This window comes from Helicobacter pylori SA213A, assembly GCF_000476275.1.
GTDB classification, from domain to species: Bacteria; Campylobacterota; Campylobacteria; order Campylobacterales; family Helicobacteraceae; genus Helicobacter; species Helicobacter pylori_CL.
Map to the genome: position 1 here is coordinate 1 of NZ_CBOM010000009.1, position 19,126 is coordinate 19,126.

At 39.0% G+C, this 19,126-nt stretch carries 21 protein-coding genes; 12 read left to right on the forward strand and 9 right to left on the reverse strand.

Annotation, left to right across the window (positions count from 1 at the left end; all coding sequences use genetic code 11):
• The 9 genes from QT74_RS04350 to QT74_RS04390 all read right to left on the reverse strand — a co-directional run.
• On the reverse strand, nucleotides 1-552 hold a 552-nt coding region (locus QT74_RS04350), incomplete at its 3' end, for a DNA adenine methylase (RefSeq protein ID WP_195742339.1).
• A complete protein-coding gene (locus QT74_RS04355) occupies nucleotides 549-1,550 on the reverse strand; it encodes a DNA adenine methylase (RefSeq protein WP_033764921.1) in 1,002 nt (333 codons plus the stop codon). The genes QT74_RS04355 and QT74_RS04350, both read right to left, overlap by 4 nt.
• Nucleotides 1,551-1,606: 56 nt before the next feature.
• Nucleotides 1,607-2,674: an LptF/LptG family permease gene (locus QT74_RS04360; protein WP_033764923.1), complete on the reverse strand. Its 1,068-nt coding sequence runs from the start codon at nucleotides 2,672-2,674 to the stop codon at nucleotides 1,607-1,609.
• A 54-nt stretch (nucleotides 2,675-2,728) separates the two neighbouring features.
• Entirely contained in the window at nucleotides 2,729-3,289 is a 561-nt protein-coding gene (gene pth / locus QT74_RS04365) for an aminoacyl-tRNA hydrolase (protein WP_033764925.1), read from the reverse strand.
• 10 nt (nucleotides 3,290-3,299) lie between these two features.
• Complete coding sequence (locus QT74_RS04370; RefSeq protein ID WP_033764927.1) at nucleotides 3,300-3,836, reverse strand: 50S ribosomal protein L25/general stress protein Ctc; 537 nt, start codon at nucleotides 3,834-3,836, stop codon at nucleotides 3,300-3,302.
• 54 nt (nucleotides 3,837-3,890) lie between these two features.
• The gene (gene tal, locus QT74_RS04375; RefSeq protein ID WP_033764929.1) at nucleotides 3,891-4,841 is read right to left on the reverse strand and encodes a transaldolase; all 951 of its coding nucleotides are present in this window, start codon (nucleotides 4,839-4,841) and stop codon (nucleotides 3,891-3,893) included.
• Between the two features lie 3 nt (nucleotides 4,842-4,844).
• On the reverse strand, nucleotides 4,845-6,188 hold the full coding sequence (locus tag QT74_RS04380) for a UDP-N-acetylmuramoyl-L-alanyl-D-glutamate--2,6-diaminopimelate ligase (RefSeq protein WP_033764930.1): 1,344 nt from the start codon (nucleotides 6,186-6,188) through the stop codon (nucleotides 4,845-4,847).
• Between the two features lie 3 nt (nucleotides 6,189-6,191).
• Nucleotides 6,192-6,803: a hypothetical protein gene (locus QT74_RS04385; RefSeq protein WP_001168590.1), complete on the reverse strand. Its 612-nt coding sequence runs from the start codon at nucleotides 6,801-6,803 to the stop codon at nucleotides 6,192-6,194.
• Nucleotides 6,804-6,814: 11 nt separating this feature from the next.
• Nucleotides 6,815-7,084 (reverse strand): NifU family protein, encoded by a 270-nt coding sequence (locus QT74_RS04390; protein ID WP_000569296.1) that lies wholly within the window; start codon nucleotides 7,082-7,084, stop codon nucleotides 6,815-6,817.
• A gap of 140 nt (nucleotides 7,085-7,224) precedes the next feature.
• Between QT74_RS04390 and QT74_RS04395 the strand changes: the two genes are divergently transcribed.
• The 12 genes from QT74_RS04395 to serS all read left to right on the forward strand — a co-directional run bounded on the left by QT74_RS04395 (nucleotide 7,225) and on the right by serS (nucleotide 19,126).
• Nucleotides 7,225-8,826, forward strand: coding sequence for an inorganic phosphate transporter (locus QT74_RS04395; RefSeq protein WP_033764931.1), 1,602 nt, complete (start codon nucleotides 7,225-7,227; stop codon nucleotides 8,824-8,826).
• Nucleotides 8,827-8,929: 103 nt separating this feature from the next.
• Nucleotides 8,930-10,279, forward strand: a complete 1,350-nt coding sequence (locus QT74_RS04400; protein ID WP_033764933.1) for a hemolysin family protein — start codon at nucleotides 8,930-8,932, stop codon at nucleotides 10,277-10,279.
• Nucleotides 10,276-11,808 carry a TolC family protein gene (locus tag QT74_RS04405; protein ID WP_033764935.1) on the forward strand — a complete coding sequence of 511 codons (1,533 nt, stop codon included), beginning with the start codon at nucleotides 10,276-10,278 and terminating at the stop codon, nucleotides 11,806-11,808. Before QT74_RS04400 ends, QT74_RS04405 begins: the two co-directional genes overlap by 4 nt.
• An 11-nt stretch (nucleotides 11,809-11,819) precedes the next feature.
• On the forward strand, nucleotides 11,820-12,809 hold the full coding sequence (locus tag QT74_RS04410) for an HlyD family secretion protein (protein ID WP_080247175.1): 990 nt from the start codon (nucleotides 11,820-11,822) through the stop codon (nucleotides 12,807-12,809).
• A 9-nt stretch (nucleotides 12,810-12,818) separates the two neighbouring features.
• Nucleotides 12,819-13,916, forward strand: coding sequence for an ABC transporter permease (locus QT74_RS04415; protein WP_033764937.1), 1,098 nt, complete (start codon nucleotides 12,819-12,821; stop codon nucleotides 13,914-13,916).
• Nucleotides 13,913-15,043, forward strand: coding sequence for an ABC transporter permease (locus tag QT74_RS04420; protein ID WP_033764938.1), 1,131 nt, complete (start codon nucleotides 13,913-13,915; stop codon nucleotides 15,041-15,043). The genes QT74_RS04415 and QT74_RS04420 overlap by 4 nt, the downstream gene beginning before the upstream one ends.
• The gene (locus QT74_RS04425) at nucleotides 15,030-15,602 is read left to right on the forward strand and encodes a YigZ family protein (RefSeq protein WP_033764941.1); all 573 of its coding nucleotides are present in this window, start codon (nucleotides 15,030-15,032) and stop codon (nucleotides 15,600-15,602) included. The genes QT74_RS04420 and QT74_RS04425 overlap by 14 nt, the downstream gene beginning before the upstream one ends.
• A gap of 9 nt (nucleotides 15,603-15,611) precedes the next feature.
• Nucleotides 15,612-16,058, forward strand: coding sequence for a protoporphyrinogen oxidase HemJ (gene hemJ, locus QT74_RS04430; RefSeq protein WP_033764943.1), 447 nt, complete (start codon nucleotides 15,612-15,614; stop codon nucleotides 16,056-16,058).
• 26 nt (nucleotides 16,059-16,084) lie between these two features.
• Nucleotides 16,085-16,816, forward strand: coding sequence for a bifunctional demethylmenaquinone methyltransferase/2-methoxy-6-polyprenyl-1,4-benzoquinol methylase UbiE (gene ubiE, locus QT74_RS04435; protein WP_033764944.1), 732 nt, complete (start codon nucleotides 16,085-16,087; stop codon nucleotides 16,814-16,816).
• Nucleotides 16,817-16,825: 9 nt separating this feature from the next.
• Nucleotides 16,826-17,077: an exodeoxyribonuclease VII small subunit gene (locus QT74_RS04440; RefSeq protein ID WP_033764946.1), complete on the forward strand. Its 252-nt coding sequence runs from the start codon at nucleotides 16,826-16,828 to the stop codon at nucleotides 17,075-17,077.
• A gap of 3 nt (nucleotides 17,078-17,080) precedes the next feature.
• A complete protein-coding gene (locus QT74_RS04445; protein WP_080247176.1) occupies nucleotides 17,081-17,878 on the forward strand; it encodes a carbon-nitrogen hydrolase family protein in 798 nt (265 codons plus the stop codon).
• Nucleotides 17,879-19,126, forward strand: coding sequence for a serine--tRNA ligase (gene serS / locus QT74_RS04450; protein ID WP_033764948.1), 1,248 nt, complete (start codon nucleotides 17,879-17,881; stop codon nucleotides 19,124-19,126). It abuts the gene before it with no gap.

The window sequence follows — 19,126 nt, forward strand, 5'->3', positions numbered from 1 at the left end:
GGTGTTTTGTTGCATAAAATCTATGTAGTTTTTTAGGGCATTATAAACATTTTCATTAAAATCTACATTACCTACAGGTAAATTAAAAAGCCCTTTAGAATTAAATCTAATCATGTGATTAAACCCATAAATTAAAAGTAAATACAAATAGAGCATGTTGTTTTGATTGGAGTTAAAATCAGCCCTTAGTTTTTCATAAGCTAATTTATTGTATTTAGCGTAGTAAGTTTTTATATATTGTTTTTTTAATTCATCAGGGGCTGTAATCCCCTTAAAAGAGAAAGACAAGCCATAATGAATGATGATTTTAGACAATTCATCAAAAAGCTCACAAGTATTGAACTTGCTTAAAGTTTTATGTAAATTGATAATATTGGTATCTATGTCGTTAGCTAAGTATCTTTTAGCCTTAGTGTTTAAAAACACGCTACCCCCACCCACAAAAGGCTCAATAAATTGATTAATGTTATTTGGGAATAGTTTATTGAGTTGTGGCATGAGTTTATATTTATCCCCTACATAGAAAAAGGGAGAACGAATGCCTTTTTTCAAGGTTTCACTTCCACTATAAATAAAAATTCTTTATGCTCTTTAAAATCAGTTTTTCCTGAATTAAAAAAACTATGAGCCTTTTCTTTAACGCTTAATTTTCCTTTTCGGCTTAAAATTTCCACTAAATCTTTAAAGCCTATTTTATTTTGCGAAGAGCTAGACTTAGAATTATAGGTATTATTATAAGTTAAAGCAATCCTTTTACAATCTAGTTTTTCAATCAAATCGCTCAATTCTTTCTTGGCATTAGAGCGACAATATTCGCTCATGTTCTCGCATAATGGCTTTAAAGCTGTTCCATAGAGTTTGGGTTTTTTCCACTGCACTAGGTTTTCATAGAGATGATAAAACCGGCTGTATTGCCTTGAATTGTATGGAGGGTCAATAAAGACTAAGTCTATTTTTAAGGTTTTAGCCAATTCGTTAGCGTTTTTTCTCTCTATCATGATATTTTTATCATGCTTTATAGGGCTAATAAGCTCAAAAATAAATCTATCTTGCAAAATCTCTTTTTTCCTATAAGCTTCATAATGCCCTACCGTGTTAGCTATCTTATCCATTGAATAAATCAAGCTTGTTAATAAAATATCTTTATTTAATTTATCTAAATTCAAGCTTTCTATATGCTCTCTAATGCTACCGATTTTGACGCAATCTTTATAGCTGAAAAATTTGTCGCTAAAATGTTGGCTAAAATAATTTTCTTCTAGCTTTAAAGCTTGAGTATAATATTCTTTCAACTCTTCAAGCATCTTAAAATCAGCGTCTTGCCCCCTAAAAAAAGCATGATAAATGATTTCATTAGAAAATAAAATATCATTTATAATAATGTTTTTAATGTTAGGAATAGTGGCAAATTGACCAGCCACTACCCCACTTCCGGCAAAAATATCGCACACGCTTTTGATATTATTTAATTTTAAACTCCCAAATACCCACTCTATAAGCTTGGTTTTTGAGCCGATATACCGGCGGTTTTTTAGATTAAATCTTTCCACTAGCCACCTTTAAACTAAGAGAATAAAACCACTTAGTAACATATAAGATTTAAAAATCACAATCTCTTATTAAGCTTTTTAAAATACCAAAGACTGAGGGCTAAGAATACGAAAAAGGGCGATAGCACGCCTATTTCAGGAATGAGTATCCCTGAAATGCTGAACTTCCCTAAAGCAAAGAATAGCCCCCAAACAACGAGCGTGATAATGATAAACTTTAGCCCTAAAAGAGCCAGGTTTTCATAGCGGGCGAGACTGGGCGAAAAATAAGCGATTAAAACGCTTAAAAACGGCACAAAAAAGGGCAAAATCGCAAACACATACAAAAACGAGCGCACTTTTTTCGTGTCCGCATTTTGGCGCACTAAAGCATGCAAGGATAAAAGAGCGTCTGTGATAGAAACCGCAGGCTTGTTTTGATAAATGGTGTCCAAAACTTTAGGGCGGAAATTTTTGAGCGTTTTAAAGGTTTCTAAACGCGTGGTGCTTAAAGCGTTTGTGCCCAGTTCAAAACTTAAGGGCATCTCATAGATAGTAGTGTCATGCAAAATCCAATACTTGTCTTCAAAAAAAGCTTCTTTAGCTTCAGCATAAGATTCCAAAGTCTTATCTTTTAGGCGAAAAACCTTGATGTTTTGGGCTTTTTGCAATAAGGGATTAATCTTATCAAAATACACGTAATCATCGTTGTATTTCACTAACAAATGCTCTGAGACGCTCAAAGAATTGTCTTTATAGATCAAATTTTGCGTTTTTTCTTCCATATACACAAAAGGAGTCGCGTTCAACCCCACATAAACAGCCGTGAAAAATAAGCTAATCAAAAAAATAGGGCTTAAAATCTGGCATTTGGAAAAGCCAATGGAGAGCAGGGCGGTGTATTGGTTGGATTTAATGAATGCGATATAAAATAAAACCATCGCTAAAAGCAAGGAAATGGGCAAGGTGTAATTGAGGGCGAATAAGATGTCATAGGTGAAAAATAAGATAATCATGTTCGCAGAATCGGGCATTTTATCGGCGTATTTTAGGCTGTCAATGCCTACAAAAAACAATTCCAAAGCCAAAAGCACGATTAAAAAGTATTTGAAATAATACCACCCCACAAATCTAAACAAACGCACTTTAAACCCTTATTCAAACCACGATACAAACTTAAAACTTTTGATAGAGCGCATTTAACTTTCTATTTTTAAAGGTTTTTTAAGCGTGAAACGATTTTGCATGGCGTTAAAATCATGGCTTTCTATAAAAAATTTTAAGGCGTTTTTGGCATGTTCAAACACAGCGTTTTTTAAAGGCTCTTCGTTTTTGTGGAATTTTGAAAGCACATGCTCAATCACGCCAATCCCTTTAGAAATCCCCACCCTCAAGCGGTAATAAGAATTTGAACATAATAAATCAATGGACTTTAAGCCATTATGCCCCCCATTCCCCCCACCCTTTTTAAACCTCACAACGCCTAAAGGTAAATCCAAGTCGTCATGGACAATTAAAAGCTCTTTAATTTTGTAAAAATTTTTAGCGCTTAAAACGCTCTCGCCGCTCAAATTCATGTAAGTTTGGGGCTTGAGTAAGATAAAATCCTTATAAATGCATAAACAAGCGTTGTGTTTGGGAGAAAAAGCGAAAGAAAGATCCAATTCGCTAACGAGCGAATCTAAAATATCAAAACCAGCGTTGTGTCTGGTGTGAGCGTAACGCAAAGTAGGGTTGCCTAAACCCACTAAAAGCGTCATCACCTAAAAATCACTTCGCTTTAATCACACCGATCACAGCGATAGAATCATGATCTAAAATCTTAACATTCTCGTGTTTTTCTAAATCGCGCACCAAAATAGACTCATTCACGTCTAAAGGGGCCACATCCACTAAATAGTGATCGGGCAAATGCTCTGGAGCGCATTCCACGCTGATACGCTTTTTAGAGAGCATTAAAATCCCTTTATTTTTCAAGCCCACCGGAGTGCCTTGGTGTTTAACAGGGACTTTAAACTTAGACTTCACGCCCTTAGTAACAGCGAGTAAATCCACATGGATAAGCTCGTTAGTAACAGGGTTTTTTTGGTATTCTTGAACCACGACTTCAAAAGTCTTATCCCCTAATTTCACTGGGAAAATCAAATGCTTTTTTTCCTTAAGGTATTTAATGAAAGGGTTTAATTTGAACGCGCCATTCACATTTTCAACACCCTTTCCATAAATATTTGCGATTAGATAGCCATCTTTTTTTAAAGCTTTAGCGTTAGCTTTAGTAATACTCTCTCTAATAACGCCTTCTAACATGTCAATCCTTTAAAATAAAATAAGGGCTTATTTTATCCAAAAAACCCTTAAAAATCAAAAACTGCTTAAAAGCTTTTCAAAGGATTGTTTGAACGCTATCAAGCCTTCTTTAAGGAGTTTTTGAGCGGTGTTTTCTAAATCAATGTTTTGTGCTTTTAATCCTTTTTTAAACGCTTCAATTTCTGTAATTTTTAAAGGGGTTTGATACTCGGTGTTTGGGTCAAGCAAATAAGCGTTTAAAGCCTCTAGGGGGGCTGTATTGATAGAGTTTTTAAAACACAGCGCTTTAATGTAATAATCTTTAGCTAAAGAATTGGATTTAACGCCCGTGGATGCAAAAAGGGTGCTTATTAGCGTATTAGTATGCTGATGGATTTGATAATAGCACTCGGTAGCGTTGATAATCCCGCTTTGAGCTTGCAAATTTTTTGGCACTAAAGGGTCTATTTCTTTGTCAAATCGTGAGACAAACACGCTAATGACCGCTCTTTTTTGCGCTTCTTTGGCTAAGATTTGAGCGGTTTCACCGGCAATTTTAGGCGAAAAGACTAAAGTTACATTAATGGGGATAGAGGCTTTAGTTAAAGCGCTAATCACTTCAAGAGCGCTTTCGCTCGCTGGGACTTTAATCATCACATTAGGGCGGTTTAATGTTTTGAATAGCCGCTTGGCTTCATCAATGCTTTTAACGGCATCATCTTCTAAAAAGGGGTCAATTTCTAGGCTAATGTAGCCATTATTAGGGTCTTTTTCATACAAAGGCATTAACGCACTAGAAGCTTGTAAAATATCCTTTAGCGCCAAAGTTTCATAAATTTCTTTAGCTTTTTTGCCTTTGAGTTTAGCGATTTCATCTTGATAAAACGCGCTTTTTGTGATCGCTTCACAAAACAAACTAGGGTTACTCGTCGCCCCGCAAATAGCCCCCTTATTGATGAGCTTTAAAAAGTCGTTTTCTAAAAAATCCCTTTCTATAAAATCGCACCACAAACTGAATTCTTGCATGTTTTATCCTTGTTTTAAATGTTGGTAATAGCTTTTAACGACTTCTTGGTCGCTAAAAAAAATCGTTTTGTCTTTAAAGATTTGAGTGTTTTCATCGCCCTTGCCTAAAATCAATAACACCTCATCGTCTTTTAAATTTTCTAAAGCGTTTAAAATGGCTTTTTTTCGGTCTTTTTCTACAATGACTTTAGAAGAATCATTGATGCCTTTTAAAATATCCTTGATAATGTCTTCTTCGTTTTCGCTTCTGGGGTTGTCTGAAGTTAAGATGATTTTATGCGCGTAATAGCTCGCTACTGCTCCCATTTCAGGGCGCTTGGTTTTATCCCTATCGCCCCCTGCCCCAAAAAGAGCGGTGATTTTTTGATTTTTAAAGCTTTCAAAGACTTGTTGCATGCCGTCTGTGGTGTGGGCAAAATCCACGATCACTAAAGGTTTAGAATGCACAATTTCCAAACGCCCCTTCACCCCATAAAAGTTTTCTAATAACGGCGCGACTACTTCTAGCGGTAATTGAGTGAGTAATTTAACCCCTAAAACGCCCGCTAAAATATTATAAAGGTTGTAACGCCCTAAAAGGGGGGAATGCATAAGGGCGACTTCTTTAAGATTGGGATCTCTTAAATCTTGTTGGTAGCATAAAGACGCGCTAATAAAGGGGTTGAGCGAAAAGGCTTGAACGTTTAAATGCGCTTTTTTATCTAGCGCGTAAGTGTGCGCGTTAATGGGGTTAAAAAGGGCGTTTGTTTCATCTCTGTTGATCACTTTCAAGCCCTCATCTTTAAAAAAGCTGTTTTTAGCGTCTCTGTAATTTTCTATATTTTGATGGAAATCTAAATGATCGCTTGTGATATTGGTTAAGATTTTAAGAGCAAAATCAAGCCCAGCGATGCGCTTTTGGACAATCGCATGGGAGCTCACTTCCATGATAAAGTATTCACACCCCAAACGAATCGCTTCTTCTAAATCGCTATAAAGCTCTAAAAGAGTGGGCGTGGTCAAGCCCTTTTCTTTGATGCGTTCATCGTTAATAAAAAACCCTCTTGTGCCTAAAAGAGCGGTCTTTTTATTCAAATCTAAGAGCAAGGAATACATCAAACTCGCTGTGGTCGTTTTACCATTAGTGCCAGTAATCCCTACAATTTTAATCTTAAAATCAAAGTAGTTTTTAAGCTCGTTAGAATCTAAAATAGCTAGGTTTTTTTCTGCAATTAAAGGAGAGTATTTTTCATTTAAAGGCGTTTTGACAAAAAGAATTTCTTCAGGGTTTTCTAAAACTTCATTCGTGTTATCGCTTAAAAAAGAATAGGTGTGGTTGCGATAAGTTAGGGTTTTTTTAAGTTTCATTTTTTAAGCCTTATTGGATTTTAAGGCGTCTTCTAAAAGAGAACGCAAAAATTTATCGTAAATAAAAGAATCTTCATGCATGTTTTCAATGTAATTGATTGCTAATTCATAATAGCCATAGTGGTTCAATTCTTTCAAAAATTCATAAAAATCCTCTTTATTGTCAAAAATCACCCTAGAGCTGAACATCAAATCTTCAAACGCCTCCTTAAAACCGCGCTCCAAGCTCAAGCGTTTGAAATCCGCATACAAAATGCCATTCAACTCCTCGCCTTTTTGAGAAATTTGTGCGTCAATCTTTTCAGTCATTTGGTTCAATCCCTCATCAAAAGAAGCGATCAAATTGATGATTTGCTCTTCAGCCTGGTTTTTTAAACTCCGTTTTTGCATAGCGATCAGGCTTTGATACAATTCATAAAAACTATGGGCTTCTTTAGGGAAATCCTTAGCGATGTCGCTTAATAACGCCCCCACTTTGGCTTTTTGGTTGTCTTTATCCAAAAACAAAACTTCAGAAAAAAGGCGTAACGCTTCAGCGTAATGGGCTTGCTTGAACGCTAAAAAGCCATCTTTAATCAACGCGCGCTTTTTAAATTCATAATCAAACTTTTGCATGCCTATAATCCTTAAAGCTTATCAAACTCCTTAGCGTTTTCTAAGCACACCACTTCTAAATTGGGGTGAATGTCCATTTTAAGCTGCCTTTCAATGACATTTTTTAAAGTGATCTTACTGCTAGAGCAAGTCTTACACGCTCCCTCTAAAGCCACATAAATTTTCATGCTTTTCACCCCTAGCACTTCAATATTACCGCCATCTTTGAGCAAGTAAGGGCGGATCTTTTCTATTACAATACGCACCGGTTTTTGCAAATCTTCATCGCTAAATTCTATCATTTTTTAAAACCTTATTTTTAAAATTTTACTTTAAGATACCATATAATGAGCCATTTTTATCAAACAACGCTTTTTAAGAGTGGCTCAAGGGCTAATTGGATAGAATAGAGCCACTATTAGAATAAGGTTTTGATGACGGTATGGAAATTAAAAACATCAAAGAGTTTGAAAAAGCTTCCAAAAAACTCCAAAAAGACACTTTAAAGATCGCTCTCGCTCTTTTGTTTCTCATTGGCGCTGCTTTGCTCGCTCTCATTTTTGGGCAGGCTAATTCTAAGGGATTGTTGCTCATCTTTGCGGCCGTGATTGGGGGCTATATGGCGATGAATATTGGCGCGAACGATGTGTCTAACAATGTCGGTCCTGCCGTAGGCTCTAAAGCCATTAGCATGGGTGGGGCGATTTTGATCGCTGCGATTTGCGAAATGCTTGGAGCGATCATTGCTGGGGGGGAAGTGGTTTCTACGATTAAGGGCCGTATCGTTTCGCCTGAATTTATTAATGATGCGCATGTTTTCATTAATGTCATGTTGGCTAGCCTTTTGAGTGGGGCGTTGTGGTTGCATGTGGCGACTTTAATAGGCGCTCCCGTTTCCACTTCACACTCCGTAGTGGGGGGGATTATGGGGGCTGGAATGGCAGCAGCTGGAATGGCAGCGGTCAATTGGCATTTTTTATCAGGCATTGTGGCTAGTTGGGTAATCTCGCCTTTAATGGGGGCTTTGATAGCCATGTTTTTTTTAATGCTCATTAAAAAGACTATCGCTTATAAAGAAGATAAAAAGAGCGCGGCTTTAAAGGTCGTGCCTTATTTGGTAGCGTTGATGAGCTTAGCCTTTAGCTGGTATTTGATGGTTAAGGTTTTAAAACGCCTCTATGCGGTGGGTTTTGAAATCCAGCTGGCTTGCGGTTGTATCCTTGCGCTTTTAATTTTTATCCTTTTTAAAAGATTTGTGTTAAAAAAAGCCCCGCAATTAGAAAATAGCCATGAAAGCATTAATGAGCTTTTCAATGTCCCTTTGATTTTTGCCGCCGCGCTTTTAAGCTTTGCGCATGGGGCTAATGATGTGGCTAACGCTATAGGCCCTTTAGCGGCTATCAGTCAAACTTTAGAAGATGCAAATAGCCCTATGGGGAATACTTTAAGCTCTGTGCCGTTGTGGATTATGGTAGTGGGGGCAGCTGGGATCGCTTTAGGCTTGAGCTTGTATGGGCCAAAGCTCATTAAAACGGTGGGGTCAGAAATCACAGAATTAGACAAAATGCAAGCTTTTTGCATCGCACTTTCTGCAGTCATCACCGTGCTTTTAGCCTCTCAATTAGGCTTGCCCGTAAGCTCTACGCATATTGTGGTGGGCGCGGTGTTTGGGGTGGGCTTTTTAAGAGAGCGCTTAAGAGAGCAATCAAGAAGGCGTTTTGCCAGAATCAGAGACAACATTGTAGCCGCACACTTTGGGGAAGATTTAGAAGAAATTGAAGGTTTTTTAGAACGCTTTGATAAAGCCAATTTGAAAGAAAAATCGCTCATGCTAGAGAGCTTGAAAAAAAGCAAAAACACCGCCATCGCTTTGGAATTGAAAAAGAAAGAAAAAAAGTCGCTTAAAAAAGTGTATAAAGAAGAGGTGATCAAACGCTCCATTTTAAAAAAGATTGTTACCGCTTGGTTGGTAACTGTGCCGGTTTCTGCACTTTTAGGCGCGCTTCTGTTTGTGGCTCTTGGTTTTATAGAAAAGTATTTCTAGGGTTTTTAAAGGCTTGATTTTTAAAGTTAGGCTTAATCTTTTATGTTAAAATTCTGAGATTTTATATATTTTATATTTATCGTTAGGTTTTAGGTTTAAAGTTATGGGGAGGAATCAAGGAGCTTATTTGGATCCGTCTGAGTCGATTTTGATGTTGATGGTTGCTTTTTTATTGGTGCTGTTGAACGCTTTTTTTGTGCTTTCAGAGTTTGCCCTTGTGAAAGTGCGTAAAACCCGCTTAGAAGAGCTGGTTAAAATCGGTAATTCCAACGCTAAACTCGCTTTAAAGATGAGTCAAAGACTAGACACTTATTTGAGCGCTACGCAGTTAGGCATCACCCTTTCTTCATTAGCTTTAGGCTGGGTGGGTGAGCCCGCTATTGCAAAATTGTTAGCCGCGCTGTTTGAGTCTATGAATTTGAGAGAAAATCCTATTTTTATCCATTCAATGAGCGTGGTTATAGCGTTTTTAAGCATCACTTTTTTGCATGTCGTGCTGGGCGAGATTGTGCCTAAATCTTTAGCGATCGCTAAATCTGAAAAAGCCACCCTTTTTGCCGCGCGCCCTTTGCATGTGTTTTGGGTGGTGTTTTATCCGGTGGTGCGTTTGTTTGATGTGATCGCTCATTTTTTTTTGAAAAAGATGGGCATCAATCCTAAAGAGCATGACGGCACGCATTCTGAAGAAGAGTTAAAAATCATTGTGGGCGAGAGTTTGAGAGAGGGCATTATTGATTCGGTAGAGGGCGAAATCATTAAAAACGCGGTGGATTTTTCTGACACGAGCGCTAAAGAAATCATGACCCCACGAAAAGACATGGTGTGTTTGGACGAAGAAAACAGCTATGAAGAAAATATAGACATTGTTTTAAAAAGCCGCTTCACGCGCTACCCTTATTGTAAGGGTTCTAAGGATAACATTATCGGCATGGTGCATATTAGGGATTTGCTTTCTCGCTCTATTTTCACCCCCAAAATGCATGATTTCAAGCAAATCGTTAGGAAAATGATCATCGTCCCTGAAAGCGCTTCCATTTCTCAAATCCTTATCAAAATGAAAAAAGAGCAAATCCATACCGCTTTGGTGATTGATGAATACGGCGGCACAGCTGGGCTGCTCACTATGGAAGACATTATTGAAGAGATCATGGGCGAGATTAGCGACGAATACGATTTAAAACAAGAGGGCGTGAACAAGCTTGAAGAGGGCGTGTTTGAATTAGAAGGCATGCTGGATTTAGAGAGCGTAGAAGAAGTGCTTCACATCCAATTTGACAAAGAATGCGAGCAGGTAACGCTTGGGGGCTATGTTTTTAGCTTGTTAGAGCGCATGCCTATGGAGGGGGATACAATCGTTTCGCATGGGTATTCTTTTGAAGTCTTAAGCGTGGATGGGGCTAGGATAAAACGCTTAAAAGCGGTTAAACAAGATCAGGGAGAAAATGAAGCATGAAAAAAACAACCCTCTTTGTATTGGGCTTATTATTTAATAGCTCTTTAAGCGCTGTTGATGGGATCTCTCAAACCGAGCCTTCTTCTTTGAATTTGGCTGAAGACAGCCTACCTTTGAACCACCCTAACGCCCAAAAACTCTCCTTAAAAAACGCATGGGCTAGGGTATTGTCTAACCATGAAGGCTTGCATGCGCAAGAATACGCCATTAAGCGAGCGAGTAAAATGAAATTAGCGGCTAAGCTTTCTTTTTTGCCTCAAATTGATTTGAGCGCTTTTTACGTGTATCTTTCTAACCCCATTAAAATGGATTTTGCCAGCCAAAAACAACCGGGCGTGCAAAAAGCCACCAACCAGATCCATCAAGGCTTGCAAAACATCCAGCAAAATATCCCCCCTCAAGTATTAACCCCTCAAATCCAAGCGGGCATGCAAGGGGTGATGCAAGGCTTTGGGGCTTTGAGCAGCACTTTAGAAGCCCCCTTATTGTTTTCTAAGCAAAATGTGGTGATTGGGGCTTTGAGCATTATTTATCCCCTGTATATGGGTGGGGCAAGATTCACGATGGTGCGCATTGCGGATTTGATGCAAAAAGACGCCAATGAAGTGTATCGCTTGAAAAAGCTTTCCACTTTTCAAGAGCTTGTGAGCGTGTATTATGGCATGGTGTTAAACGCAGAAGTGGCTGAAACTTTAGAAGAGGTGGAAAAAGGCCATTATAAGCATTTCCAAAACGCTTTGAAAATGCAAAAAGTAGGGCAAATCGCTAGGGTAGAAACCTTAGGCGCTCAAGTGGCTTATGATAAGGCCCATATCGCTAGCGTTAAGGCTAAAGACGTGTTAGAAGTTTCGCAACTCTCGTTCAATTCCATTTTATCTAGCAAGGACGATCTAGCGCCTTCAAGCAAATTGGAGATCCACACCGAGAAAAATCTGCCCGATTTGAGCTTTTTTGTTGCTTCCACGCTCAATTCTTACCCGGCTTTAAAAACTTTAGAAAACCAGGTTCAAATTTCTAGAGAAAACACGAAATTACAGATCGCTAAATTCTTGCCCCAAGTGCATTTTTTTGGCTCTTATCTCATGAAACAAAACAATTCGGTGTTTGAAGACATGATCCCTAATTGGTTTGTGGGCGTGGCTGGGCGCATGCCCATACTCTCCCCCACAGGGCGTATCCAAAAATACCAAGCGAGCAAATTAGCCGAGTTGCAAGCCAGTAGCGAGCAAATTCAGGCTAAAAAAAACATGGAATTGCTAGTGAATAAGACTTATAAAGAGACGCTTTCTTATTTGAAAGAATACAAAAGCTTGCTTTCTAGCGTGGAATTAGCCAAGGAAAATTTAAAACTCCAAGAGCAGGCTTTCTTACAAGGCTTAAGCACGAACGCGCAAGTCATTGACGCAAGGAACACGCTTTCTTCTATTATTGTGGAGCAAAAAAGCGTGGCTTATAAATACATTGTTTCATTAGCGAATTTAATGGCGTTGAGCGATCATATTGATTTATTTTATGAATTTGTTTATTGAAGGAAAAAATCATGTCAAATAGCATGTTGGATAAAAATAAAGCGATTCTTACAGGGGGTGGGGCTTTATTGTTAGGGCTAATCGTGCTTTTTTATTTAGCTTATCGCCCTAAGGCTGAAGTGTTGCAAGGGTTTTTGGAGGCCAGAGAATACAGCGTGAGCTCCAAAGTCCCTGGGCGCATTGAAAAGGTGTTTGTTAAAAAAGGCGATCGCATTAAAAAAGGCGATTTGGTTTTTAGCATTTCTAGCCCTGAATTAGAAGCCAAGCTCGCTCAAGCCGAAGCCGGGCATAAAGCCGCTAAAGCGCTTAGCGATGAGGTCAAAAGAGGCTCTAGAGATGAGACAATTAATTCGGCTAGAGATATTTGGCAAGCGGCAAAATCTCAAGCGACTTTAGCTAAAGAAACTTACAAGCGCGTCCAAGATTTATACGATAATGGCGTGGCGAGTTTGCAAAAGCGCGATGAAGCTTATGCGGCCTATGAAAGCACCAAATACAACGAAAGCGCGGCTTATCAAAAGTATAAAATGGCTTTAGGGGGTGCAAGCTCTGAAAGTAAGATTGCCGCTAAAGCCAAAGAGAGCGCGGCGTTAGGGCAGGTGAATGAAGTGGAATCCTACTTAAAAGATGTCAAAGCGACAGCCCCTATTGATGGGGAGGTGAGCAATGTGCTTTTAAGCGGTGGCGAGCTTAGCCCTAAAGGTTTTCCTGTGGTGTTAATGATTGATTTAAAAGATAGTTGGCTAAAAATCAGCGTGCCTGAAAAGTATTTGAGCGATTTTAAAGTGGGTAAGGAATTTGAAGGCTATATCCCGGCGTTGAAAAAAAGCGCGAGATTTAGGGTGAAATACTTGAGCGTGATGGGGGATTTTGCGACCTGGAAAGCGACGAATAATTCCAACACTTACGACATGAAAAGCTATGAAGTGGAGGCCATACCCTTAGAAAAGCTGGAAAATTTTAGGGTAGGAATGAGCGTGTTAGTTACCATTAAGCCTTAAAGGATCGCCTTGTTAAGATTGATGAGCGCATGGGTTTTGCAAGACAAGTTCTTGTTTATCGTGTGTTTTATATTGCCTTTTTGTTTAGGGGTTTTAGGCACGCAAATCTTTAAACAAGAAATCCCAAGACAGCTCCCTATCGTGGTGGTGGATTTGGATAAGACCACGACAAGCCATCAGGTAGCGTTTGAATTAGGCGCTACAAGCGCGCTTCAAATCAAACACCAGGTTACTAGCCTTTTAGAAGCCAAACGCTTTTTAAATTCCGCTGAAGTGTATGGGGCGTTGGTTTTGCCTAAAGATTTAGAGAAAAAAATCAAAATGGGGCGAAAGATTGATCTGCCGTTTTATTATAATGCAGAATACGTTTTGGTGGGGAAAACGCTCAAAAACGCCTTTTTGCAAACCGCTTTGACCTTAGACGCTAAAACTTTAGCCACTAAAGCCTTAGTGCGAGATTCTAATTTGATTTCTGCTAAAGCCCAAGCGATGCCCATCATTCTCCAATTGCATGCCCTATACAATGAAGAAAACAATTACACGCAATACCTTTTAAGCGTGATGCTGCCTTGCATGTGGCTTATTTTTATTGCAATTGGCATGCTCAATTTCATTCAAAAAATCTCTAACATGCGCGAGCTTTTAATCAGTATTGTAGCGAATGTGTGCGTGTTTAGTTTTTGGGGGATGGGCATGGCGTTTTATTTTAATTTCATTGGCATGCAGGGGAATTATGCGCATTTGTTGTTGGTCTTTTTGGCGGTAGTTTTAATGGCGCTTATTATGAGCGGGTTTGTGGTGCTAGTTTATGGCATTTCAAAAAGCGTTATTGAAACTGCGGGTGCGATTGGGGTCTATACCGCTCCAAGCTTTGCGTTTGCTGGGGTAACTTACCCGCAAAACAACATGGAAATTTTTGGGGATTTTTGGAGCCATTGCTTGCCTATTAGCCATTTTATGAAGTTCTTTTTACAAGAGGCTTACTATAAGACGGATTTTACCGAGTCTTTAAATTCTCTAATGCCGCTTGTGTTCTTTTTGATTTTTTTAGCTTTAGGGCTTTTGATTTTTTATTTTTCTTTTAAAAAAGATAGGGCTAGCGCATGAATTTTTTTAAAATCCTTTTAATGGAATTAAGGGCTATTGTTTCTCATAAAGGCGTTTTGTTAATCCTTATAGGCGCTCCTTTAATCTATGGCTTATTATACCCTTTGCCTTATTTGAAAGACATCGTAACGCAGCAAAAAATCGCCCTTGTAGATGAAGACAATTCCTTTCTTTCCAGGCAATTAGCCTTCATGGCGCAAAGCTCCAACGAATTAGAGATCGCTTTTTTTAGCCCCTCTATGTTAGAAGCTAAAAAGCTTTTGAAAGAAGAAGAAATTTATGGGATCTTGCACATCCCTTCGCATTTTGAAGCCAATATCCACAAACAAGTGCCTGTAACGATAGATTTTTATGCGAACTCCAATTACTTTTTGATTTATGGCGCGTTAGCGAATGCGGTGGTGGAGAGCATCAACGCTTTAAATGATGAAATAAGGTTCAAACGCAACGCCCAAATAGAAGAAGCTGAATTAGGGACAGACGGGATTAAAATCAGGCCTATCGCCTTGTATAACCCTAGTGAGGGGTATTTGAATTACGCGCTCTCTAGCGTGTTTATTTTCATTTTGCACCAGGTGATGCTCATTGCAAGCAGCATGTTTACTAGCTCCAGGCGTTTGGAATTGGCCCTTTTAGATAAAAAGCAAATCGCTTTAAGGCTGTGTGCAAGACTCTTGGTGTTTATGGCGGCGTTTAGCGTTTTTATTTTATGGTATTTTGGGGCGCTGTTTTCTTTTTATGGGATCGAACGGCATGGAAGCGCTTTAATGGTGTTTTTGAATAGCTCCATCTTCATGCTTGCAACCTTGAGTTTGGGGTCGTTTTTAGGCGCATGGATCAAAAATGAAGCCCACACCACTCAAATCGTTTTGATTTCTTCTTTGCCCTTGATTTTTATGATGGGTTTTGTGTGGCCTTTTGAATCCTTGCCCTCTTATTTGCAGGTTTTTGTTCAAATAGTGCCAGCTTATCATGGGATTAGTTTGCTCGGGCGATTGAATCAAATGCATGCGGAATTTATAGATGTTTCTATCCATTTTTATGCGCTTATTGCGATTTTTATTGCGAGTTTTATAGGGTGCGTGTTCAAACTCAGCTCTTTAAAGAAAGCTTGTGAAAACGCTTAAAAACCTCATCACTTCCAAGCACCAGATTAAAGCGTCTCGCTTTTTAGGGTATCTTATGCCTTTTGATGATTTTGAAAAAACTCTTTTACAATTGAAAAAAGAGCATTTTAAAGCCGCGCATTTTGTAACGGCGTTCCGCTATTCCTTAGAGGGCAAAATCACGGAGGGTTTTAGCGATGATGGCGAGCCTAAAGGGAGTTCAGGGATGCCTGTGCTTAGCGTTTTAAAGCGAAAGGATTTAATCAATATAGGATTAGTGAGCGTGCGTTATTTTGGAGGCACGCTTTTAGGGGTGGGGGGCTTGATGAAAGCTTATGCTACTAGCGCGTTATTGTGCGTAGAAAACGCTCAAAAAGAAAACGCTTTGAAGGATTTTGTGGAGTTAGAAACTTTAAGCGCTCATTATTCTTACAAAGAATTAGACGCTCTTCAGCGTGAAATTAAGAAATTTAGCTTACAATTAAGCAAAAAGAATTTTTCAAACCAAAGCGTGGAAGTGGAAATCAGCGGTGCAAGAGAAAATTTGCAAGCGTTTTTACAACAAAATAAGATAAATTAGGGAGAGTGAATGGAATTTTTGAGCGGGTATTTTTTATGGGTTAAGGCTTTCCATGTGATAGCGGTCATTTCGTGGATGGCGGCGTTATTTTATTTGCCGCGCCTTTTTGTCTATCATGCAGAAAACGCACATAAAAAGGAGTTTGTAGGAGTGGTTAAAATCCAAGAAAAAAAGCTTTATTCCTTTATCGCTTCACCGGCTATGGGTTTCACGCTTATCACAGGGATTTTAATGTTGTTGATAGAGCCTACACTCTTTAAAAGTGGGGGTTGGTTGCATGCTAAGTTGGCTTTAGTGATCTTACTTTTAGCCTATCATTTTTATTGCAAAAAATGCATGCGCGAGCTGGAAAAAGACCCTACAAGAAGAAACGCAAGGTTTTATCGCGTGTTTAATGAAATACCCACGATTTTAATGATTCTCATTGTGATTTTAGTGGTTATCAAGCCTTTTTAAAGACAAGCCATGAAAAAAGAAAAGTCATGAAGAAAGAAAAGCACCTCAAGCAAGAAAAAATCATCAACATGTTTGATGATATAGCCAGCTCTTACGATCAAGCCAACCGCTTGATGAGTTTTGGATTAGACATTAAATGGCGCCAAAGGGCTTGCGAGCATGCGTTTTTGTTTTTGGAAAACAAGAAAGCGTTAAGGCTTGTGGATGTGGCATGCGGGACGGGGGATATGCTTGTGGCTTGGCAAAAAAGCGCTCTCAATTGCGGCATAGAGTTTAAGGAATGTTTGGGGATTGACCCCTCTAATAATATGCTTGCGTTGGCTGAAAAAAAGCTTGAGAACAAAGCTTCTTTCATCCAAGCTCAAGCTAAAGATTTAAAAGGTGTTGAAAATAACAGCGTGGATATCCTCTCCATTGCGTATGGCTTGCGTAATATCGTGGAAAGACAAGAAGCTTTAAAAGAGTTTTTTAGGGTGTTAAAGCCTAGGGGCGTTTTAGTGATTTTAGAATTTTTAAAAAAAGACAACCCCACATGGCTGGATAAAATCTCAGGGTTTTACACGAATAAGGTTTTGCCTTTAGTGGGAGGGGCTATCAGTAAGAATTATGGCGCTTATTCTTATTTACCGCAATCCATTGAGGGGTTTTTGAGTTTGGAGGGTTTGAAATTTGAATTAAAAAACGCAGGGTTTGAGATTTTAAGGGCTGAAGATTCTATCGCTCAAATTTCAACGACCATGCTTGTTAAAAAACGCTAAAGGAATGTTATGCAAGATGAATTATTTGAAACCGAAAAAGCCCCCCCAAAAAACACTAAAAACACCCCTAAAAAAAGTTTTGAAGAGCATGTTCATTCCCTAGAGCGAGCCATAGATCGCTTGAATGATCCCAATTTATCCTTAAAAGACGGGATGGATTTGTATAAAACGGCCATGCAAGAGTTGTTTTTGGCTCAAAAGCTTTTAGAAAACGCTTATTTAGAGCATGAAAAACTCCAAACGCCAGACAAAAAGGCTTGAAGCATGCGAGTGTTTGCTTTGCAATTAGAGTCTTTTGAAGAAAACCTCATGCAATCCTTATTCAACTCCATACCCAAGCAAAGCGTGGTGGTGTTGCCTGAATACGTGATCAACCCCTTTTTCCACCATAACATGGGATTGGATGTGAATGAAATCAGCGCGCAGTCTGCGCGAGCGATAGAGTTTTTATCGCAAAAATGCGAAGAATTGGATTTGATCATTTCAGCTCCGGTGCTTTTAGAAGAACATTCTAAAATCTATAAAAAAATCGCCCTCATTTCTAAAGAAAGCGTGAAGTATTACACGCAACAACGCTTAATCCCCTATCCTCACTGGGATGAAGAGAGCTTTTTTGACAATGAAAAAAGCGCTTTTAAAGAATTGCTCGTTTTTGAAAGAGACGGCTTAAGAATCGCTCCTTTGTTTGGCTTTGAAGCGCATTTTGATGAAATATGGGTTCAGGCTAAAAATCAGGGCGTGGATGTGGTGCTTTTAAGCAGCGTGGCCACTTTTGAATCCAATGAAAGGTGGCGGCTTTTGTGCCAGATGCGCGCTTTTTGCGCTTCTTGCGTGGTGGTAAGGGCCAATAGGATCGGAGCGTATCGCCAAATCATTGTAGAAGAAAATCAAAAAAACGAATTTTTGTGGAAATTTTATGGGGATAGTTTTGTAGCCTTGCCTAATGGCACTATTGAAGATTCTTTAGAGGGTAAAATGGGGGCTTTGAGCGCTCAAATAGATAAAAACGATATAGACGAATGGGCTAAATTGTGGCATTTTAGAACGATTAAAGAGGGTTGAATGATTGATAGAAAACTTTTATTGCAAGATTTTGATAAGGTGGCTCTTTCTTTAAAAAAGCGTAATAATGCGATGGATGATGAATTAGAGCGTTTGCGCGAAGTCATCACGCATTATAAAAAGCAGCTCATTGAATTAGAAGGCTTGCAAGCCTTTCAAAACAAGGTTTCTAAAGAATTTGGTATCAAAATGGCTCAAAAAGCGGATGCAAGCGATCTCAAAAAAGAGCTAGAAAACAATAAAATCAAACTGAATGAGCTTTCCAAAAGCGTGGGCGAATTGGAGCAACAAATTGATTTGAAGCTTTCCATAATCCCCAATCTAGTGGATGAAAAAACCCCTTTAGGCACGAATGAAGAAGACAACATAGAAATTAAAAAAATCTTAACCCCAAGGGTTTTCACTTTCAAACCCAAAGAGCATTTTGAACTCGCTCAACAAAATGGTTGGATTGATTTTGAAAGCGGCGTGAAACTCGCCAAAAGCCGTTTTTCGGTCATTAGGGGTTTTGGGGCTAAAATTTATCGTGCGCTCATTCATTTAATGTTAGATTTTAATGAAAAAAATGGCTTTGAAATCATCTACACGCCGGCGTTAGTGAATGAAAAAATGCTTTTTGGGACCGGGCAATTACCCAAATTCAAAGAAGATGTTTTTAAAATAGAAAATGAAAATTTGTATTTGATCCCCACCGCTGAAGTAACGCTCACTAATCTATACAACGACACCATTATTAGCGTTGAAAACCTCCCCATTAAAATGACCGCGCACACGCCTTGTTTCAGGAGCGAAGCAGGGAGCGCGGGCAAGGACACAAGGGGGATGATAAGACAACACCAGTTTGATAAAGTAGAACTAGTGGCTATCACGCACCCTAAAGAAAGCGATGTTATGCAAGAGCATATGTTAGAGAGCGCGAGCGAAATTTTAAAGGCTTTGGAATTACCGCACCGGTTCGTGCAATTGTGCAGTGGGGATTTAGGCTTTAGCGCGAGCAACACGATAGACATTGAAGTGTGGCTGCCTGGGCAAAATTGTTACAGAGAAATCAGCTCCGTGTCTAACACGAGGGATTTTCAAGCTAGGCGCGCTAAAATCCGCTTCAAAGAAAATCAAAAAAACCAATTAGTGCACACCTTAAACGGCTCTTCTTTAGCGGTAGGCAGGACTATGGTCGCTTTAATGGAAAACCACCAGCAAGCGGATGGGAGCATTCATATTCCTAAGGCGTTAGAAAAATACCTTTAA

Bases quoted from the DNA above. Each gene is read 5' to 3' on its own strand.
- tal (WP_033764929.1), bottom strand. From the start codon at position 4,841: ATGCAAGAATTCAGTTTGTGGTGCGATTTTATAGAAAGGGATTTTTTA.
- QT74_RS04400 (WP_033764933.1), top strand. From the start codon at position 8,930: ATGGGGAGGAATCAAGGAGCTTATTTGGATCCGTCTGAGTCGATTTTG.
- hemJ (WP_033764943.1), top strand. From the start codon at position 15,612: ATGGAATTTTTGAGCGGGTATTTTTTATGGGTTAAGGCTTTCCATGTG.
- QT74_RS04395 (WP_033764931.1), top strand. From the start codon at position 7,225: ATGGAAATTAAAAACATCAAAGAGTTTGAAAAAGCTTCCAAAAAACTC.
- QT74_RS04370 (WP_033764927.1), bottom strand. From the start codon at position 3,836: ATGTTAGAAGGCGTTATTAGAGAGAGTATTACTAAAGCTAACGCTAAA.
- serS (WP_033764948.1), top strand. From the start codon at position 17,879: ATGATTGATAGAAAACTTTTATTGCAAGATTTTGATAAGGTGGCTCTT.
- QT74_RS04405 (WP_033764935.1), top strand. From the start codon at position 10,276: ATGAAAAAAACAACCCTCTTTGTATTGGGCTTATTATTTAATAGCTCT.
- pth (WP_033764925.1), bottom strand. From the start codon at position 3,289: ATGACGCTTTTAGTGGGTTTAGGCAACCCTACTTTGCGTTACGCTCAC.
- QT74_RS04410 (WP_080247175.1), top strand. From the start codon at position 11,820: ATGTCAAATAGCATGTTGGATAAAAATAAAGCGATTCTTACAGGGGGT.
- QT74_RS04445 (WP_080247176.1), top strand. From the start codon at position 17,081: ATGCGAGTGTTTGCTTTGCAATTAGAGTCTTTTGAAGAAAACCTCATG.
- QT74_RS04440 (WP_033764946.1), top strand. From the start codon at position 16,826: ATGCAAGATGAATTATTTGAAACCGAAAAAGCCCCCCCAAAAAACACT.
- ubiE (WP_033764944.1), top strand. From the start codon at position 16,085: ATGAAGAAAGAAAAGCACCTCAAGCAAGAAAAAATCATCAACATGTTT.
- QT74_RS04420 (WP_033764938.1), top strand. From the start codon at position 13,913: ATGAATTTTTTTAAAATCCTTTTAATGGAATTAAGGGCTATTGTTTCT.
- QT74_RS04385 (WP_001168590.1), bottom strand. From the start codon at position 6,803: ATGCAAAAGTTTGATTATGAATTTAAAAAGCGCGCGTTGATTAAAGAT.
- QT74_RS04380 (WP_033764930.1), bottom strand. From the start codon at position 6,188: ATGAAACTTAAAAAAACCCTAACTTATCGCAACCACACCTATTCTTTT.
- QT74_RS04390 (WP_000569296.1), bottom strand. From the start codon at position 7,084: ATGATAGAATTTAGCGATGAAGATTTGCAAAAACCGGTGCGTATTGTA.